This is a genomic window from Bifidobacterium myosotis (assembly GCF_002259745.1).
Taxonomy (GTDB): Bacteria; Actinomycetota; Actinomycetes; order Actinomycetales; family Bifidobacteriaceae; genus Bifidobacterium; species Bifidobacterium myosotis.
In genome coordinates this window covers 66,942-82,631 of record NZ_MWWW01000028.1, presented here as the reverse complement: position 1 = coordinate 82,631, position 15,690 = coordinate 66,942, and the positions used below count along the sequence as shown (strand labels likewise).

The 15,690-nt window shown below is 67.6% G+C and carries 13 protein-coding genes and 1 tRNA gene; 2 read left to right on the top strand and 12 right to left on the bottom strand.

All coding sequences use genetic code 11. The annotated features are described in order from the left end of the window. Nucleotides 1-63: 63 nt before the first annotated feature. Both BMYO_RS10345 and BMYO_RS10340 read left to right on the top strand, forming a co-directional pair. A tRNA-Asn gene (locus BMYO_RS10345) sits at nt 64-136 on the top strand. Between the two features lie 106 nt (nt 137-242). Next, nucleotides 243-476, top strand: coding sequence for a hypothetical protein (locus BMYO_RS10340; RefSeq protein ID WP_094668382.1), 234 nt, complete (start codon nt 243-245; stop codon nt 474-476). Between the two features lie 71 nt (nt 477-547). Here the strand turns inward: BMYO_RS10340 and tsaD are convergent, their stop codons facing one another. The 12 genes from tsaD to BMYO_RS10280 form a co-directional block, all read right to left on the bottom strand. Further along, nucleotides 548-1,591 carry a tRNA (adenosine(37)-N6)-threonylcarbamoyltransferase complex transferase subunit TsaD gene (tsaD, locus tag BMYO_RS10335; protein WP_094668381.1) on the bottom strand — a complete coding sequence of 348 codons (1,044 nt, stop codon included), beginning with the start codon at nt 1,589-1,591 and terminating at the stop codon, nt 548-550. Further along, entirely contained in the window at nt 1,588-2,235 is a 648-nt protein-coding gene (locus BMYO_RS10330; protein ID WP_094668380.1) for a GNAT family N-acetyltransferase, read from the bottom strand. Before BMYO_RS10330 ends, tsaD begins: the two co-directional genes overlap by 4 nt. Then, a complete protein-coding gene (tsaB, locus tag BMYO_RS10325; RefSeq protein WP_094668379.1) occupies nt 2,235-3,056 on the bottom strand; it encodes a tRNA (adenosine(37)-N6)-threonylcarbamoyltransferase complex dimerization subunit type 1 TsaB in 822 nt (273 codons plus the stop codon). Before tsaB ends, BMYO_RS10330 begins: the two co-directional genes overlap by 1 nt. 201 nt (nt 3,057-3,257) lie before the next feature. Beyond that, a complete protein-coding gene (gene tsaE / locus BMYO_RS10320; RefSeq protein WP_094668378.1) occupies nt 3,258-3,818 on the bottom strand; it encodes a tRNA (adenosine(37)-N6)-threonylcarbamoyltransferase complex ATPase subunit type 1 TsaE in 561 nt (186 codons plus the stop codon). 220 nt (nt 3,819-4,038) lie between these two features. After that, nucleotides 4,039-5,010: a DNA polymerase III subunit delta gene (holA, locus tag BMYO_RS10315; RefSeq protein ID WP_094668400.1), complete on the bottom strand. Its 972-nt coding sequence runs from the start codon at nt 5,008-5,010 to the stop codon at nt 4,039-4,041. 38 nt (nt 5,011-5,048) lie between these two features. Next, the gene (locus BMYO_RS10310; RefSeq protein ID WP_094668377.1) at nt 5,049-8,642 is read right to left on the bottom strand and encodes an ATP-binding protein; all 3,594 of its coding nucleotides are present in this window, start codon (nt 8,640-8,642) and stop codon (nt 5,049-5,051) included. A 1-nt stretch (nt 8,643) separates the two neighbouring features. After that, nucleotides 8,644-9,645 (bottom strand): DUF4194 domain-containing protein, encoded by a 1,002-nt coding sequence (locus tag BMYO_RS10305; RefSeq protein ID WP_233428262.1) that lies wholly within the window; start codon nt 9,643-9,645, stop codon nt 8,644-8,646. A gap of 17 nt (nt 9,646-9,662) precedes the next feature. Next, a complete protein-coding gene (locus tag BMYO_RS10300; protein ID WP_094668376.1) occupies nt 9,663-11,231 on the bottom strand; it encodes a DUF3375 family protein in 1,569 nt (522 codons plus the stop codon). Between the two features lie 96 nt (nt 11,232-11,327). Then, nucleotides 11,328-12,596: an ABC transporter permease gene (locus BMYO_RS10295; protein ID WP_094668375.1), complete on the bottom strand. Its 1,269-nt coding sequence runs from the start codon at nt 12,594-12,596 to the stop codon at nt 11,328-11,330. Continuing rightward, nucleotides 12,593-13,333: an ABC transporter ATP-binding protein gene (locus tag BMYO_RS10290; RefSeq protein WP_233428261.1), complete on the bottom strand. Its 741-nt coding sequence runs from the start codon at nt 13,331-13,333 to the stop codon at nt 12,593-12,595. Before BMYO_RS10290 ends, BMYO_RS10295 begins: the two co-directional genes overlap by 4 nt. Continuing rightward, complete coding sequence (locus BMYO_RS10285) at nt 13,330-14,538, bottom strand: peptidoglycan-binding domain-containing protein (RefSeq protein WP_094668374.1); 1,209 nt, start codon at nt 14,536-14,538, stop codon at nt 13,330-13,332. Before BMYO_RS10285 ends, BMYO_RS10290 begins: the two co-directional genes overlap by 4 nt. 143 nt (nt 14,539-14,681) lie before the next feature. Further along, nucleotides 14,682-15,608: a hypothetical protein gene (locus BMYO_RS10280; protein WP_094668373.1), complete on the bottom strand. Its 927-nt coding sequence runs from the start codon at nt 15,606-15,608 to the stop codon at nt 14,682-14,684. Between the last annotated feature and the right edge of the window lie 82 nt (nt 15,609-15,690).

Here is a 15,690-nt window from a genome sequence, read left to right as displayed (position 1 = left end):
GCCAAGGATTGCGGATAACATATTCATCTTGTGCGCAGCGCTTGGCGATGCACACAGACGCATTCCTGCGTAGCTCAGTTGGCAGAGCATCCGACTGTTAATCGGACGGTCGCTGGTTCAAGCCCAGCCGCAGGAGCTCGATAAAAGGCCTCGGATTCGTCCGAGGCTTTTTGTTTTCTCGACAAATGGACTGTCAGGTTCTATCCCGGAAGTGTCCATTCCCTCACGGAAAGGAGACGAAGATGCCTGAGGAGAACGTGTTCATCATCGACGGAATCAAAACCCAGTGGGATGACGACACGATGGTCGTCTCCGAACTGGGCTTTGACAGGACCGCGACATTGGATGACCGGGGCAACATCCTGTCATCTACATTCGGCAAGGAGGGAGAGTCCTTCCTGCATCATTGGTTCGGCAAGATGAAGCCGATGATTGACGATTTCCGCGCTATCGATAGGGAATATGCCAATGCCTGAGGTGTTCTTCCTCGCCGGATACAGCCCGGCTGACTCTTCGCACGTTTTCGCGGCAGAGGATAAGACGTCGCTCACATACTGACCTTGGTCAGGGGCATGGCGGAATCGATGGCGAAGTCCGGGGCGCTGGGGGCGACTCCGGCCTCGACAAGGTTCACGCCGAGCATGGCGACCATGGCGCCGTTGTCCGTGCACAGCTTGATCTGCGGGATACGCACCTCGACGCCATGCCGCTCGCCGTATTCCAGCAGCTTGGCGCGCAGCTGCGAGTTAGCGGAGAAGCCACCTCCCACGATCAGCGTGTTCGAGCCGTACTGCTCGCAGCCGCGCATGGCCTTGCGAGCCAGCACGGTGGCCACGGAATCGGCCAGCGACGCGCACACATCGTCCACGGGGATCTCATGCCCCTCAGCCTGCTCGCTTTCCACCCAACGGGCCACGGCGGTCTTGACGCCGGAGAAGCTGAAGTCGTACGGATGGGCGGCGCCGGCCTTGCCCTGCGTGAGACCCTGCGGCACACGGATGGCGTGCGGGTCGCCGTGCTGGGCATGACGGTCGATGTGCGGGCCACCGGGGTACGGGAAGCCCAGCAGTCGCGCCACCTTGTCGAAGCATTCGCCCGCCGCGTCGTCCAGCGTGGTACCCACCACGCCGATCCTGCGGGGCATGTCCTCCACATGCAGCAGCGACGTGTGGCCACCCGAGACGATCAACGCGAGCGTGTCCGGCGGGAACGCGCCGAACTGCAGCTGCGTGACCGCGATATGCCCGATCACATGGTTGATGCCGTACAGCGGCTTGCCGGAGGCCCATGCCAACGCCTTGGCGCCGGAGACGCCCACGGCCAGGCAGCCGGCGAGGCCGGGGCCTGCGGAGACGGCGATGGCGTCCACGTCGGCGAGCGTCATGTTCGCGTCGGCCAACGCTTTGGAAACGCATGGCACGAACGCCTCGGCGTGGGCGCGCGAGGCGATTTCGGGAATCACGCCGCCGTATCGCGCGTGCTCCTCCATCGAGGAGGCCACCACGTTGGAAAGCAGCTCGCGGCCGCGCACGATGGCCGCCGCGGTCTCGTCGCAGGTGGATTCGATGCCCAGTACGATCGGTTCGCTCATGATTGCCGCCCCTGTTCCTTGTCGTCGCCGTGTTCGCCGTCGTGATTGCTGCCGCGATTGACGTCGCCGCCATTGATGACACCGGCATCCGCAGCCGTGCCGACGGTGCTCTGGAAGCCGACCACGCGCGGCTCCAGATCCAACGCCATCACGTATGCGTCGATGCCTTCCGGCTGGTAGTACCGTTTGCGCAGGCCGATGCGCTCGAAGCCGAAGCCCCGGTAGAGGGCAATGGCCGGCTCGTTGACCACGCTGACCTCGAGCAGCATGCGTCGCGCGCCCTGATCTTTGGCCCGGGCGATGAGCTCCCCCATCAACGCCTTCGCGATGCCCCGACGCTGGTAGGCACGGCCAACGCCCACGTCCATGATTTCCGCGTCCTCGCCGTCGTACCAGTATCCGGCGAATCCGCGGACGATGGGAGCCGGCGAGGCTTCCGCCGAAGACTCGGCCGGGGATTGCGCTACGCCCGCCGCGTCCGGCGACCCGTCCGCCACGTCGAATACGTAGACGCGCCCCGGCGCGGTCAGTTCCTGCCTTACCGATGCCTCGCTCCACGCGTGGTTGCCGAACAGCTCGACCTCCAGCGCCCGCATGGCGGCGATGGCACGCTCACGGCCAAGTTCATCCAATCCCCTGATCATCAGGCCGTCCGCTCCGCGCCTTCATGGCCCAGCACATGCTTGAGCGGCGCCGGCACCTCGGCGTCCGGACGCCGCAGATACAGCGGTTCGACCGGGGCGCCCGGATTGCGGTCGGCTGCGACGACCGCATCCGCAGCGAAGATGTCGAGTCCCTGCGCGCCCTGATCGAGCACGGACTCGTCGACGATGTCGCCGACCGATGCGATGCCCGACAGCACGTCGGCGTACTTTGCTGCGCCGTGGCCGATGACGTCCACCACCACGTCGCCTTCGACGGCCTGACGGTATGCATGCACCGCATGGTTCACGCGTTCCACGATCGACGCCGGGTAATCGATGTCCATGGCGATGAGCGGGGCGGACGGAGCATCGGCAACCTCGACGTCTCCCCTGTCCAACGGGCTCGGGCACAGTTCGAAATACAGCTGCTTGCGGCGGGCGTCGTTCACGGCGAGCGTGAGCACATGCAGCGTCTTGGGGTCGCCGAGCGTGCCGGCCTTGGACCGACGGATGAGATTCCACTGCGCCTGCGGTTCGAGCACGTTGCGTCCGACGAGCCGGGCGCCCGTGGCGAAGGCCAATGCCTTGGCCGCCACGATGCCGGCGCGCAGGCCGGTGAACGGCGCGGGCCCCAAGCCCACGATGATTTCGTCGAGGTCGGCGGGCTTCAGTCCCGCCTCCGAGACCGCACGGGCGATGTTGCCCTGCAACCTCTCCACATGGGTGCGCGAATCGGTCTCGACAATGGGTTCATGCCCTCCCGTGACGCCGACCGTGGAACCGAACGAGGTGTCGATCACCAGCGTATGGTGCGTGCCCAATGCAATCCTCCTCACAACATCGGCCGGAATACCCGGCCGGAAAAAGCCCTTACGAGTGTACTACCAGGGCCGCCTCGGAGCGGTTCCGGCATGCGCTTCCATTCGCGTCCTGATTCCCTATGCAACGGGAAACGAGGAGATGTGCATCTCGCCACACCTCCCCAGTTCCTTGTGGCAAGAGCCGAGACCGGCGAATGCCGGCTACAGCGAGAACGACGCCCAGCGCGCGCCGACCGGGACGAACCGCACGATGCGGTCGCCGTCACCGGTCAGTTCGCCGTCCTCGTCGACCGCGCGGGCCGCCTCCAGCGGGCGCTCGATATGAATCTCGAGACGTTCGGGGGCCAGGGCCGTGGCCATCTGCTCGCCCCACTCCATGAGTACCACCGTGTGCTCGCCGGGGTCCTCCAGCTCCTCGTCCAATCCCAGCGATTCGAGCTCGTCCAACAGACGACCGACCGCGTCCTGACCGGGCGCGTAGGATGCGCCGCCGAGCCGGTAGGCGTCCACATGCACCAGATGCGCGGGCGTGCCGTCCGGGAACCTGCCATCCAGTTCACGGGCGATGGTGAAGGTCGGCGAGACGATGGGCTCCCCGATGGCGAGGCCTGCGCCGAAGCCCTGCGCGAACGTGGTCTTGCCGGCGCCCAGCGGACCGGACAGCAGCAGCACGTCGCCGCCACGCACCAGACCCGCCACGCGGCGTCCCAACGCCTGCATGTCCTCGCCGGTCGGCACCGTCACCGTGGTTGTTTCGCTCATATTCCATACTCCTTCCCAACCGTTACGTCATGTGCTCCGATGTATCCCGTTATGCCATATGTATGCCCTATGCCGCCGCGTCGCCGATGCGAAACCGGCACGGCACGACATCGTATCGAACGGATGTTCCATTCGGCTCGACTCCCGCCGGCACACCCGTTCCGGCTCGCCCCGGACAGCCGGCGGACGGCCTCGGAAGCGACCGTCCGTCCGTCGGCCATCATCGCCCCTTGCGGCTGATGTCCTCGATGCAGCGTTCCAGCGCATACAGCGGATCGCCGCCGTTCGACTTGCTCTGCTCATCCGCCCAGGCGAGCATGCGGATGCAGTGGGACAATCCCGGCGAGGTCCATCCGCCGAGCTGTCTCATCGCGTTGCGCAGCACCCAGGGGTTCGTCTTTGCCTCGGCTTGCGAGATCGTGCCGGACTTCACGGCGGACGCCTTGGCGAGGGTGCGCAGCTTCATCGCAAGCGCGCCGATGAGCGCGATCGGGTCCGTGCCCTGCTCGACGGCGGAGCGCATCATCACGATGGCTTCAGCGGTCCGACCCTCCACGGCCTTGTCGGCCACGGCGAAGCCGGTGACCTGCGGGTTGGCCGTCAGATACTGGTTCACACGGTCCAGACCGATGGGGTCGTCGTCGAAGTCGAAGCACAGTTGTTCGCACATGGCGGCCAGTTCTCCGGTCCTGCCGCCCAGCACGGAGACGAGCTGTTGGGCGGCCATCGGCTCCACGCGCCGGCCACGTTTCTCGAACTGTGCGATAACGAAGTTGAGCTGGGCGTCCGGCTTCTTGAGGTCGGGCACCTCCTCTTTGCGGGCGCCCGCCTTGACGAGTTGGTCGAGGACGCGCTTGCCCTTCACGCCGCCCTCATGCTGGCAGATCACCACGCTGGAGCCGGCGGGGTCCTTCAGCGCCTCCTTGGTGTAGTCCACCAGCGCCTCGGCGAGCCGGTCGTCCGCGTTCTGCAGGTTCGTGAGCTTGACCACGGCCACGTCCGCGAGCAGCGACGGGCTGACCGCCTCGTCGAAGGCGTACCGGTCCGCCGTGGTGGCGTCCAGTTCGATGAGTTCCGCGTCGGGCCGGGCCTTGAGCGCCGCGGCACACAGTTCCTTGACGCGTTCCCCGTTGAGATAGGCGTCCCCGCCCGGCACCACCGTCACCGGTGCGTTCGTTGCTGCTCTGGCCATGGTTTCCATCACCCCACATCCGTTGGACAATCAACCGATCAGTCGTCGACGCGCTCCTCCAAGGCGTCGGCGTAGTCGCCCCATGTGGCTTCGGCGAGCGAGGTCAGCCCTGTGTCGGGGTCCTTGCGGGTCACGTAGGCCTTGGTGGAGACCTCGAGGATCTCGCCGGTCTTGCTTTCGGGGGCGGAGACGATCACCTGGAAGCCGAGTCGCGGCAGCACGCTCAGCGCGCGCTGCGTGTAGCGGCCGTCGGCCTTGATGAGCGCCTCGTCGAGGAACAGCGTGGTGTAGCTGGGTTTGAGCCGGTTCTCCATGCCGCCGCCGAGCAGGTAGATGAGCGCCGCGCCGTAGACGAACGAGGTGAGCTCCTGCAGGGCGCCGCCCGAACGCCCGCCGGTGGAGGTGATGCGTTCGTCCGGCCCGTCCTCGTGATGCACGACGGCGTAGAACGAGGAGCGGCAGCGCGGGTCGAGGTTGCGCGCGCCGTAGCTGCGGATGCCGTTGACGTCCTTGACCTGGGCGAGTTCGCGGCGCAGCAGTTCGATGATCGGGGCGCACGCGGCGAACGTCCGGCGGGATTCCCCGATATCGCCCTGCCGACCGTCGCCGCCGCCCTTCCAGTCGTTGAGCAGGCGGATGGCGCGCTGCAACCCGGCCGCGAAGGCACGGTCCGGACGGCGCACGTCCGCATGCAGCGACAGACTGCCGTGCCGCGGGCCGAAGGTCTGCCCGTCCAGCATCGCGTTGATGCGATCGAGCTGGTCGAGGATGTCGCCGGCGTCCGTGTCAATGGCGCGCTTGATGGTCAGCAGGCTCATCAGCAGCTGGTCGAGGCACCGCCGGTATTCGGCGTCCGTGGCCGCGACGGCGGACAGCCGCGTCAGGCTGTCGAGCTCATCGAGATAGTACCGGTAGTCCGCCACGCTGGCGGTCAGCGCATCGTCATCGGCCGCATACAGGCCGACGTAGGTGCCCATGCGCGATTCGACGGCGGTGCGCTTGGCGTCGGCCTGGCTCTCCAGCAGGGCGACGTGCGCCGCCACGTCCTTGCCGATTCCCGCGATGACCCGGTCCGTGAAACTCGTCTGCGGCGTTATGGAACCTGGCGCGCTCGCGACTGCACCCGTGCTCGTCGCCGCACCCGCGCCGATGATCATATGGGCCCGAATCGCCGCATCCGTCATGCCGGAGAACTTGTTCTCGTACGATTCCGCGAGCGCGGCAAGGACGTCCTCGGGCAGGGCGTCGGCGCGCTCGGCCTTGCCCACGCCTGTGCCTGACCCTGCGGCTGTGTCTGCGTTCGCGCCCGTGTGGTCGCGCAGCCATAGCACGGCCGCGTCCACGGCCTGTCCGGCGAAGGCGGCGTCGCGTTCCGCCTCGATGCGGCGGCGTTCGATTCGGTCGAGCTCGTCGTTCAGCTCGTCACGCTGCCGGGTGAGTTCGGCGAGCTTGGGGTCCTTGACGATGGCGTCGATGGCGTTCTGCGTGTCCTCGATGGCCTTGCGCGCGCCGGCCACGTCGATGCGTTCCCATGAGGTGTAGGCGAGCTGGTTGGCCAGTTCGAGTCCGCGATGCAGGTTGTCGGACTGCGTCTTGGCGGCCGTGTAGTCGTGTTCCGCCTCCTGAAGGGCCGCCTGCGCGTCCTTGATACGTCGGTTGAGCGCGTCGAGGGAGGACTCGTTGGCGAATCCGATGACCTGCGCGCGGTCCTTGATGCCGTGCTGTCCGCGCGAGCCGGATTTGATCTGGCCGTCCGCCTGCACCTGACGGGTGTCGCGGTCCGTGTCGTCGATGGCGTCGACGCACCGTGCGTCGAGCCGTTCGGAGCAGGTCTGCATACGCAGCCATCCGATGAACGGCGAGTCCTCGCGGTAGCGCAGTTTGCCGGACAGCCAATCCGCATCATCGGATGAGGCATGCCCGTTTCCGTTGTCCCCCGCACCGTCGGCTCCGGTGCGCGCGCGGCCGTCCACCTCGTAGTCATGCGTGGTGTCGATGAACTGCCAGGTGCGGCGGGTCATCGCGTGCGGGTCGATGGTGCTGACCTTGGCGGCGAAGCCCCGCTCGTGGCGCTTGTCCACCAGAATGGTCTGGGCGATGGGTGCGTAGGCCACGTTCATGGCCAGACGCCAGCGTTCCTGATCCTCGCGCACGTCCATGAGTTCGGCGACGTAGGGCAGTTCGGCTGCGGTCAGTCCGGTGGCGCGGCAGAGCATGGCCCGGGTCTCGTCCATCTGCTGGGAGATGCGGGTGCGCTGGGATTGTTGCCGGTCGAAGTCGCGCTGGGCCCGTTCGATCGCCGTACGGGCGTCGGCTCGGGCGTTGATGGCCGCGGTGAGGGATTCCTCGCATGCATCGGCGTGCTCGTCGTATCCACGTTTGAAGTTCACGGCGTCCAGGCGTCGTTCGTTCCACGCCTCTTCGGTGTCGGGCAGCTGCTCCCCGATAGATGCGAACGTCTGTTCGATGCGCGTGCGGGTGGCTTCGACGTCGTCCAGGGTCCTGCGGGCCTGCTCGAGTTCCATGTCGAGGCGGGTCAGGTTCCCGCCATCCAATCCCTGCATCTGGGCGCGAATCAGGTCGAGGCGGGACCGCAGGCTCTCGGCACGGCGGCGGGCGGACTTGGCCTCGCCATCCCGGTCCCCCTGTTCGGCGCGGTCGATCGGCAGCTGCCTGGCTACCTCCTCGGCCATACGGGCCGTCGCCCAGTCGCGCAAGATCTGAGGCACCGCGCCGTCGGCCGGTCTGACCGGGTCGAAGGCGAGCGCCTTGCCACGCGCCTCGGCCCATGCGTCATAAGCCTCGCGGATGCCGCGCAGGGCGTTCATCCGGCGGGTCTTCTCCTCCATGGCGTGGAAGTTCTGGTCGTAGCGTTCGTAGTCCTCGATGGTGGTGCGGGCCAGTTCGAGGGCCTCCGGCACGCCGAGCACGCCCTGCTTGAAGATGTCGTCGAGCCGGGAGGGCGCGTCAGCGGACTGGATTTTGGCGAGCAGACGGCATGCTTCGGCGCTCAGGCCCATGACGGCCCAGATGTGCTCGTGGAACGCCTCGGCGCTGGGGAACGTGAGGCATTGTGGGTATGCGGCCTTGAGCTGCGTCGGCGTGAACGGCGCGTCGCGGTAGCGGTCCATGGCGCGCGGGTCGATCCGCTGGTCCCAGACCGCGTACTGGCGGCGTACGGCGTTCTTCTCGTCGCCGGGCATGAGGTACAGGAACTTGCCGCACGACAGGGTCGCGCCATCGGTCGCGTTGCGGTAGGTGTCCACGATCGCGCCCCAGACGGCCTGCGGCGCGCCGGTTGCGCGGTCGCGGCCGCGCAGGTAGATCGGCCGGTCGCCGTCGCCGGTGTTGCCCACGCCGACCATGCCGAGCAGGTACGTGTAGTCACTGCGCTCCGAACGGCCCGAATTCGAAGCCTTGTTGAACGGGGTGCCGGTCGGGTACAGCAGTGAGATCTGCGCGTCCACCAGCGTGGATTTGCCGGATTCGCTGGCGCCGGCGAGCAGCGTCACCGGCAGGTCGCGGTCCATGGACGGACGGAACTCGTGGTAGCCCTCGTACGATCCCCAGTTGACCAGCTGACGGCTTTCCATCATCCACCGGTCGGCGATCATCTGCAGGTCCTTGGCCATATCACTCCCCTTCCGTTTCGCCCGCCGCGTTGCCGGCGGCGTCGGTGGCGTTCCCATCGTCGGACTCGTCCGTCGTGTCGCCGAAGAGCGGCTCGGCGTACCGGCGTTCGTCGGGCGCATCGCCCGCATCCGTGGCGTTCGTCTCCGCATCGGCCGCGGACCGGCCCGCACCAAGCCCCTCGGCATCGTATCCGTCGGAGCCATCGCCGGTACCGTCCCGGACATCCCGTCCGTCCTCGTCCCGCACCGCGGCGTCGGCCGCGTCCAGCCACACGTCGGCCAGCTCGCGGTCGAGCACCACCGGCACGAGCGGCGTGATGCGGTACATCGTCTCGTCCTCGGCCAGATGGTCGAGATACCCGTAGGTGCACATCGCGGAGACCACGGCCCCCACCTGTTTGAGCACGCCCTCCTCGTCGTTGCGGGAGGCGAGGTAGCCGGTACCGGTGGCGAGCGCCGCCCTGATCTCCTCGAAGCTGACCAGCCAGTCGTCCTCCCCCTCGTGCGCGTTCTCGTATTCGAGCACGCGGATGCGCAGGAAGGCGAGCAACGCCGCCTCCTCGCGTTTGAGGCTCGTGCGGGTCTTGAGCGCGCGCAGCGTAACGTCGGAGTCGGCCACGGGCATGGCGATCATGATGCGGTAACGTTCGTTGACCACGAGTTCGAGCAGGTCGTTGTTGAGCGAACGGACCACGGCGGCCCGGTTGTCGAGCACGGTGTCGTAGAGGTCGCCGGAGATGTAGCGCTCGCGTTTGAGCGCGATTGCGGCCCGGCGCGCGTCGGCGGTCATGTCGCCGCTGTCGCCCTCGAACAGGGCGTATGGGTTGACCGCGCCTTCGGTGTCGCCGGTGTCCGCATCGTGTGGCTCGTCCGTCGCGTATGAGACGTCCGTATCATGCGGTTCGTTCGACCCGTATGCCCCGGAGGGCCTGAGCTGCTCGACGTTCTCTCCGGGATGCCGTGCCATGTCGTTCGTATCGTCCATATTTTCCCTGTCGTTCATCGTTCCCGTTTCCACGCTCATCCTTGCCTCGTCATCGCATCCAGTTCGTCGCGGTCGGCGGCCACCGGGCGCGTGACCCAGTCCCGGGGGCTGCCGTCGAGCGAGATGCAGTGCCAAATCACGCCGTTGACGCCGTCGCCCCGGTTGCCGCGCATGCCGCCATCCGCTCCGTCGAGCAGTCCGCCGGCGCCTTGGACGGCGCCGAGCAGGCCGACGATCTCGCTTTCACGGCGTTCGCGCTCGGGCAGACGGTTGAAGCTGGAGACCACGTCGATACGCCCGTCCGGGAACATCACCGGATCGCGTCGGATGAGTCCGGCCATGCGCCTGACGCGGGGGCCACCGCCGCTGATCAGGGCCTTGAGATCGATGGGCGCGACGTCCAGGGCGTCAAGGGACGTCTCATCGGCGAGTCCTGGAGTGGCGGCCCGAGCCATCGTGCGTGCCGGACGGGTGGGCAGGGCGGCGAACTGCGCGCCCGCACTGCCGGTCGGGTACGGGCGGGCGGCGTCCGACGGGTGCTCCCGCGCGTCGGCGTTGAGTCGTACGAACAGCCGGTTGAGGGTGCCGAGCATCGTGCGGTAGCGTGTGTCGGTCTGCTGGCGCACGAGTCGGCTGACGGCCTCGTCGGAGACGCGCATCTGGCTGCGCACCGATTCGAGGCCCACGTAGATGCGGGCGAGTTCGTCACGGATCTGATCGAGCAGCGCGCTCGACTCGCCGGCCAGATACGGGGTGCGTGCGATGTCGCGCAGCGCGTCGTCGATCTGCTTCCGGCCCTCGTCGGTGATGATCACCTGGAAGGCGTCCTCGAAGCGTCGGCCGGAATCCGATTCGTGGAACAGACGCCGGTATTCGTCATGGTAGGCGGTGAGGATCTCGTCCACGCTCATGTCGCTGGCCTGCATGCGACGGCGCAGCGCATCGCCGTTGTCCCGTTCGGTGAGCACGAGTTCACGCAGATCGATGGGTACGCCGCGCAACGTGTTGTGGATCACGGCGATGACGTCGTGGACCTGCGCCTCGCTCAGCGCGGCGTGCTGTTGGCCCTGTTGGATGCGTTTGATCTCGTGGCGGCGCTCCTTGATCTCCTCATTGAGGAGCTTGACCCGCTCGCCCGGGTCGGCGGTCAACTGCATGCGCGCATGCTCGATCTCCATGATGATCGAATTGGCCTGCGCGCCCGACAGCGTGCGGGATTCGTCCTCCAGACGTCCCAGCGCCTCGATGGCGCGATGGGCGCGGGCGGTGAGCCGGTAGAGGAACCGGTGGGATGCGGCGTCATGCGAGTTGGCGAGCCATGCGTAGTCGCCTTCGCCCTCCCGGCTCAGGTCCACGAGGATGCGGTGGGCGGCCTCGCCGTACGAGTCGTCGCGCAGCACGTAGTCGCCGTTCCGTTCCAGCAGTTCGAGGCTGTGCGCGAAGCGCTCCTCCACGGTCTCACGCGGCAGTTCGCCGGTCAGCGGGTCGAAGGCGGCGCGCAGCAACGCCACGTAGAGCATCGCGTTCTGGCGTAGCAGCAACCGGAGCACTCCGGTCTCGTAGACCGGCCGCAGACGTTCCATCTCACGCCTGATGTCGCCCATGCATCTCCTTATCGTCCCGCCGATCGCAACGTATCGACGCTAGCACATGCACGGGAGCGTCGCCTCGCGAACGCCTCTCCGTAGCCCCGTCCGCGCCTATTCCCCGCGCAGGGCTTCGGTGGGGGTGAGGCGTGCGGCGCGGGAGGCCGGGTAGAGGCCGGCAAGGATGCCGACCAGGACGGTAGCGGCCCATGCGAGCGGCAGGCCGGTCCAGTCGAGGGCAGGCGGCTGGCCGGTGCCGGCGGCCACGCCTATGGCCGTGCCCGCGCCGACCGCCACACCGACCAGCCCGCCGATGGCCGACAGCATCGCCGCCTCGGTGACGAACTGCATGCGGATCGACCCGCGTGTGGCGCCCAGCGCGCGTCTCAGGCCGATTTCGCCGCGTCGCTCCATCACGGTGACGATCATCATGTTGGCGATGCTCATGCCGCCCACCGCCAGAGCGATCACGCCGATCATGAGGCCAAGCGCGGTCAGCGAGTCGTTGGTGGTGTTGCGCGCCTCGGAGAGGTTGGCCGACGCGGTCACGGACACGTTGCCGCCGGAGAGGTTGGCCGCGTGGGCGATCATGCGCCGCAACGCCTCCGCATTGCCAGGGCGGGTGCGCACGTAGATCCGGCTGATTCGGCCTATGACGTCGGCTTGGTCCGCATAGTGCGCGAGCGCGCAGTCGGCGCCGATGAGGACCGACGAGTCGATGTCCTGCGCCTGCGGCGCGGCCTCGAGGATGCCGATGACCCCGTACCAGCTGTTGTCGATGAGCACGCGGTCGCCCGGTTCGTTGACGCCAAGCCGGTAGGCTGCCTCGGAACCGAGCACCGCGACCGGCAGCTGCTCGTTGTTCCGGTCGATGCCGTGGCCTTGGGCGATGCCGACGCCGACCGCATCGAGCGCGCCTGGGCGCATGACCGCCACGGCGAGGGCGTTGCCGTTGGTGGAGGGCACGAGCTCGTTTTTGAACACCTGCGCTCCGTCCGGCGCGGTGAGGAACACGCCCACCCGTTCGACGGCGCGCTGCCGGGCGATGGTTTCGGGCGCGTATTCGGGCAGCGGCACAGGCTGTCCGCTGGAATCCTGACCGGGGGTGACGACCTGCAGGTTCGCGCCGAGCGCGTCGAGCCGGGCGAGCAGGGCCGTCTGATTGGAGGCGGCGATGCCGGAGAGCGCCACATAGGCGGCGACTCCCAGCGCGATGCCCAGGGATGCCAGGATCGTGCGTGAGACGCGGCCAATCGCCCCGATCCACGCCGTCCGCAGCAGGTCGAGAACGCGTGCGCCGAGCGGCTTGCGCGCTGCCGTCGCCCTGCACGCATCGGCCGGCATGCCCGCAGACTGTTCCATGCGATGGTCCGGCCCGCTCATGCGACCACCTCCGTGACCGTTTCCGTGACCACGCCGTCCTGGATGTGGAGCCGTCGGGGGAATCGCGCGGCCACGTTCGGGTCGTGCGTGACGACCACCAGAGACGCCCCCGAGGCGGCTGCGTCGAGCAGCAGGGCGACGATTGCGTGCCCGGTGGTGGTGTCGAGCGCGCCGGTCGGCTCGTCGGCGAAGATGATGTCCGGCTGTTTGGCCAGTGCGCGGGCGATGGCCACGCGCTGCTGCTCGCCGCCGGACAGTTGCGAGGGCCTGTGGTGCATGCGCTCGCCGAGTCCCACGCGCTCCAGCGCCTCAGCGGCCTGACGGCGCCGCTCCCTGCGCGGCAACGCGGTGTACTGCAGGCCGGTCATCACGTTCTCCAAGGCGGAGACGGTGGCGATGAGGTGGAACTGCTGGAACACGAAGCCGATGTGTTCGGCGCGCAACGCGCTGCGACGCCGCTCCCCCATGGAGGCCACGTCCGCACCGTCGTAGGCGATCGTGCCGGAGGTGGGCATGTCGAGCGTGCCGAGCAGTGACAGCAGCGTCGATTTGCCCGAGCCGGACGGGCCCACGATGGCGATCCGTTCGTCGCGGCCGATCGCCAGCGACGTGTCGTGCAGGATTTCCAGCGGCGAGCCGTCCTTGCCGACGAACGCCTTGGTCACATGCCGCAACGTCAGCAACGGCGGATGCCCCGCATCCCCGCCCCGGTCGGAATCGGAACCGCCCCGCATCATGAGATCACCACCCTGTCTCCGACCTTCAGGCCATCGGCCTTGAGGATCTGCACCTGCGCGTTGGCCACCAGCCCGATCTCGACCGTCACCCGTTCGAGCGCGTCGCCCCGGATCACCTCGACCGCGTACGTGTCGCCGGCGGAGGCGATGAGCGCGGTGACCGGCACGATGAGCGTCTCCTCATTCGAGGCGTCGGCATTCGGCACGATGATCTGGACGGCCGTGGGCCCGAATTTCGCCACCTGCGTCTGGTCGGGGAAGTCGATGCGCACCGAAGGCTGGGTGACCTGCCCATCCTTGCCGGCGGACTGGCCGGAGGATTGTCCGGTGGACGCGCCTGAGGACTGGCCTCCCTGATCAACCGCGGTGAGCGTGGTGTCGAGGGTGGTGTTGTCCGGCAGGACGACCTTCGCCTTGTCGCCGGCCTTGAACGTGGCGGCCTGTCCGGCGGTGATCGTGGCCTGCGCGTGCAGGGTGACGCCCGTATAGGTGGCCGGACTCACATTGGTCTGCCCCAGTTTGGCGGCCACGGTCTTGATGCGGATGGGTGCCGCAGGGGCCACGGCCACGCTGGACGGCTGGAAGACGCCGCTGGCGACGTCCCCGTCGAGGCCGAGCGACCATCGTTGCCATTGGCGGACCGCCTCCTTGGTGTATCCGTCGAAATGGTTGTCCGGCGCGCCCCAGAAGTAGCCGAGTTCGGCGAGGTTCTGCTCCAATTGGGCCACGTCCGGCCCGTCCGTGACGCCGGTGTCGAGCGTGCGCCAGAACGGGCGCTCGCCGTGGAAGAGCACCACGGGTACGCCGTCCATCTCGTACACCTGTTCGCCGGTGCCGATCTGCTTGCCGGCCACCGGTAGCTGGGTGATGATGCCGGTCGCCTCGGCGAAGTCGGACGCCGTGTCGTATGTCAGGGTGGCGCCGAGCCGGATCTCGGCGTTGAGGACGCCCGAGGTGACCGGCTGGGCGCGCAACGTGGTCACATCGACCTTCCGCGCGGATGACCGGGTGGATGCCCGCGCGGACCCGGCTGATTGCCCAACTGATTGCGCGGACAGATGCCCGTCCGCCGTCATCCGGCCGATGAGCGTCCACGGTCTCATGGTCGCGGCCGTCGCGGCCAGTGCGGCCACCGCGACCAGCGCGATGACGATCGCGACCGTCCGGCGCCGTTTGAAGAACCGCCGTGTTTCCGTCCGTGTCATGGTCGTGGCTCCTTCACTGTCATTGCGCTGATATCGGGTTCATACGGGGTTACATGGGTAGGGGGTTCATGGGTAGGGGTCGTATGCATCGGGCGCGTATCGCATCGGCATCGCGCTTCCCATGACGGCACAAGAGCGCACCGTCACGAGACCGCGCCGGTTGCCTCGTCCAGCACCTTCATGTAGTCGTAGCCGAATTCCTCGGTCGCGCCGTCGAAGCCGAAGGCGATGCGTGCGTCGCCGACCGGGCATTCCTTGAGGAAGCGTCGCAGCTCCTCCTCGCCAACCGTCTTGGGGATGAGTATCGTCGTCGGCTCGTCGCCGGTCGGGTCGGCGACCCAACCGAAGCCTTTGGCGCGTGCCTTCCGGGCGTAGTCGAGCGCCGCCTGCCTCTCCTCCTCGGAGTAGGTGGGCGCGCCTGCGGCGAGGTCCTGAGCCGGCTGCGTGAAGTCCGGGTTCTTCGCCTCGCAGTCCGCGTACTCCTGCTGCTTCGACTCGTAGGGCGAGCCGGCGAGCGCCGCGGCATCCTTGAACGCCACCCATACGGCGCCGTAGTCGATGAAGGTGAGCATGGCGTTCGCGTACAACGACTGGGTGCCGGCGTCGGCGCTCACGCTCGTGCCGCCGTCTCCTGCCGCGACCGGCTGCCCGCTCGCGTCGATCATGCGCAGCATGACCATGTTCTTGGAGGTCGCCGCCTTCGCCTTGCCTTCCGCATCCGGCACGCCGGGAGCCGCAGTCGCCTGCGCATCGAAGCCCTTGCCGGTCAGGCAGGAGAGGAACCGTTTGGCGGTCGCATCGGTGGGAAGGGCGTCGGTCGCATTGCCGCCGCCGTTCGCGGACGCATCGATACCGGTGACGCCCGTATCGTCGCCGCCGTTTGCGGCGAACGGCGAGGAGCAGCCGGCGAGCGCGGCCATGCACAGGCCGGACGCGAGGGTCAGGGCCAGCGTACGGCGGATTGCGCGGGCGCTTGGACGTCCGGCGGGTCGGGTCGGGCGGCCGCTTGATGATGGGTTGTTCGTACGATTGTCGTCCAGGCTGGTCGGCACAACGATTGCAGTGCGCATGATGGGTTCCTTCTCGGGTTGTGTGTACGGGCTGTTGTCTGGCCCGTTGTCGTCGTTGTCCATCCAACCGTCCGACCGGTGG